The organism is Mycobacterium talmoniae (assembly GCF_001854525.1).
In the GTDB taxonomy this organism is placed as follows: domain Bacteria; phylum Actinomycetota; class Actinomycetes; order Mycobacteriales; family Mycobacteriaceae; genus Mycobacterium; species Mycobacterium talmoniae.
This window is the reverse complement of record NZ_MLQM01000297.1, coordinates 1-3,056: the sequence shown is the minus strand read 5'-3', so window position 1 is coordinate 3,056 and position 3,056 is coordinate 1. Positions and strand designations below refer to the sequence as shown.

The 3,056-nt window shown below is 70.6% G+C and carries 4 protein-coding genes and 1 pseudogene; all 5 read right to left on the bottom strand.

The features are described 5' to 3' along the window. On the bottom strand, window positions 1–167 hold a 167-nt coding region (locus BKN37_RS26670), incomplete at its 3' end, for a WXG100 family type VII secretion target (RefSeq protein WP_207547302.1). An 11-nt stretch (window positions 168–178) separates the two neighbouring features. Continuing rightward, window positions 179–475 (bottom strand): WXG100 family type VII secretion target, encoded by a 297-nt coding sequence (locus tag BKN37_RS26665; protein WP_071023654.1) that lies wholly within the window; start codon window positions 473–475, stop codon window positions 179–181. 111 nt (window positions 476–586) lie between these two features. Continuing rightward, the gene (locus tag BKN37_RS26660) at window positions 587–1,783 is read right to left on the bottom strand and encodes a PPE family protein (RefSeq protein ID WP_071030258.1); all 1,197 of its coding nucleotides are present in this window, start codon (window positions 1,781–1,783) and stop codon (window positions 587–589) included. 42 nt (window positions 1,784–1,825) lie between these two features. After that, window positions 1,826–2,701: a PPE family protein, SVP subgroup gene (locus BKN37_RS26655; RefSeq protein WP_071030260.1), complete on the bottom strand. Its 876-nt coding sequence runs from the start codon at window positions 2,699–2,701 to the stop codon at window positions 1,826–1,828. Between the two features lie 229 nt (window positions 2,702–2,930). Beyond that, window positions 2,931–3,056: pseudogene (locus BKN37_RS26650) on the bottom strand (type VII secretion protein EsxI); the annotation flags it as partial.

The window sequence follows — 3,056 nt, the reverse complement described above, 5'->3', positions numbered from 1 at the left end:
TGGGTGATGAACTCCTGGCAGGCCACCGACCCGGAGCCGCCCCAGAAGTCCCCGGCGGCGAGCACGTCGGCGATGATGGCCTGGTGCTCGGCCTCCAGGGAGGCGGCTTGGGCCTTGATCAGCGCGCCGTGGGCGTCGACGTCGCCGAATTGGTAGTTGATGCTCATGCGATTGCTCCTTAGCTGCTCAGCGCGGTCTGGGAGGCGGCTTCTTGCTGTTCGTAGTTGTTGGCGTCGCGGATCAGCCCGTCGCGCACCCCGTGCAGCATGTTGACGATGTTGCGGAACGCGGTCTGCATTTGGCCCATGGTGTCGTAGGAGGTGTTGGCTGCGGTTCCGCCCCAGCCGGCTCCGGTGATGTTGGTCGAGGACGCCCACATCTTGCGGGCTTCGTCTTCCACGGTTTGGGCGTGCACGTCGAAGCGGCCCGCCATGGCCCGCATCTGGTGCGGATCGGTCATAAAACGCGTCGGCATATCACTGTCTCCTTAACTGAAAGTCTTCGCCGGGGGCTGCGGTCATGGGCAGGCTACGACGTCTCGTTGAACGCTCGGCCTCAAACACGTAACAGGTTGCCTCCTTGTTTGTTAACCAACTACGACCGAGCGGGGCATCACGGTCAGTTTGACGCCGTAGCGCGGCGCGCCGAGGCCGAAACCGCCGCGGCCCGCCGAGGCCACCGACGGCATCCCAGCCGGCACGGCGGCCACCTCCGCGCTTTCTTCGGCCGCCGCTGTCCAGCCGCTACCGGCTAACGTCGCCGTGCTGGTGCTCGGCGGGGTGGCCGCCGACCAACTCGCCGGCACCGACAGCCCGCCGACCGGGGCCGCCTGGCCCATGCCGGCCAGCACCGGGGCCGCACCGACCCCGGCGGGCACGCCGGGGGCCGCCGCCGGGGTTACCGCGCCGACCAGCGCCGCGCCCTCCGCCGCCTCGGCACCGCCGACCCCGCCGATCGATGCACCCTCGGCGTTCGCCAGCCCGGCCGCAGCCGAGATACCGGCGAACATGTTCCACGCGCCGATGTTGCCCGCCGCGCCGCTGTAGGTCTGCAGCGCGTTCCAAATCCCAATGTTCTGCGTCGAATTGATGAAATCGGACAGGAAGCCGCCCGTCCCCGAGGACCCGGCCAGCGGGGACGCCAGCCCTTGCACCGTGCTGGGCAGGTTGGCGACCAGCTGCGACAGCCCGCTCTGGGTGCCGCTGCCCGACGCGGCGGCTTGCGCGACGGCGGCGGCCTGCCTGGTCAGCCCGGCCGGGTTGGTGGTTTCCGCCGGCGGCGTCAACGGGTTCAACACCCCGGCCGTCCCCGACGACGCGGCGTAGCCATACATGGCCGCCGCGTCTTGCGCCCACATCTCGCCGTACATGGCCTCATTGGCCGCGATCGCCGGCGTGTTCTGGCCCAGGATGTTGGTGGCGACCAGGGCCGCCAACTGCGCCCGGTTGGCGGCGATCGCCGGCGGCGGCACCGTGGCCGCAAACGCCGCCTCGTAGGCGGCGGCCGACGCCATCGCCTGGCCGGCGGCGTGTTCGGCGGCCGCGGCGGTGGTGTTCATCCACGCCACATACGGCGCGGCCGCGGCGGCCATCGCCTGCGACGCCGGACCCAGCCATTCCTCCCCGGTGAGCGCGGCGATCACCGACTCGTAAGACGCCGCCGTGGTCGCCAACTCGGCACCCAGGCCGCCCCACGCCGACGCGGCGGCCATCATCGGCGCCGCGCCGGGGCCGGCGTACATGCGGGCCGAGTTGATCTCGGGCGGCAGTGCTGCAAAATCCATCTCGAAAGTCCTTTTCCTCGGTAGCCGAATGTGCTTGATCCGCTAGATAACTGCCGGTCGAGGCATCACCAGCGGTTTGACGCCGTAACGCGGCGTGCCGAAGCCGAAACCGCCGCGGCCGGCCGAGGCCACCGACGGCATCCCCGCCGGCATCGTGGTCACCGGGGCGGTGTGCGGGGCGGCGGCGGTCCAGCCGGCGCCCCGCAACATGGCCGGGGCAGCGCTGGACATCGGTGCGGTGGCGCCGGCCCAACTGGGCGGCACCGACAATCCGCCGACGGAGGAGGCGTGGCCGACCCCGGCCGCCACGGCGGCCGGCGCCCCCGCGACACCGGCCGGGCTCACGGCCCCGGCCAGCGTCGCGGCGCTCGCGCCGCCCGCGGCGGCACTCACCCCGCCCGTAGCGGCGGCGGCCTCGCCACCCTCGGCGCCGGTCAGCGCGCCCGGAGCAAGGAAGCCGGAGCTGCCCAGCTGGAGCAGGTCCGAGGCGGCCGAACCGAAGTTGCCCACTTGCATGGCGCCGATGATGCCGCCGTTGCTGAGGGCGGTGGGGAGTAGGCCGTAGGGCCCGGAGGCGGACCCGGTGAACAATCCGAGCAGCCCGGATAGCCCCGACTGGGCCGAACTGGCCGCGGCGTTGGCGGACTCGGTGCTGCCATACGATTCGGCGCTCGCCCCCAGGGTGTTGACAAACATCTCGTGAATCGCGGTGGCTTGCGCGCTGATCTGCTGGTACAGGGTGCCGTAGGCGGAGAACTGCGTCGCCTGCAACGCCGAGACCTCATCGGCGGCGGCGGGAACCACACCGGTGGTCGGTGCCGCCGCCGCAGTGTTTTGGGCGGCCAGCGACGACCCGATGCCCTGCAGCTTGCCGGCCGCCGCCGTGAGCGCCTCCGGATGGGTGGTTACGAACGACATGAACACTCCTCACCGATTCACACCGGCTCATGACAAAGAGCCAGCTACTGCGTGGTCTGCGGCCACGATTGCGCAGCACACAGTACGGTGACCAGGTGCGTTTACGTGTTCTTAACACGCGACGGTCGAACTTTGACGGCATGTTGACGCCCGCCGTCCCGGCGGCACTGCGCCGAGTGTGAGCTGGCGGGGTGCCAGGTCACACTCGGCGCGAGTGGTGTGTGAGGTGTTAGGCCCAGCTGGCGCTGACGGCGCCGTCGGTGGAGGCCATGTTGCCGCCGGCGGTTTGGACTTTGGTGCCGTGGGTGGCGGCTTGTTCGTAGATGACCTGGAAGTTGCGGCCCAGTTGGGTGAT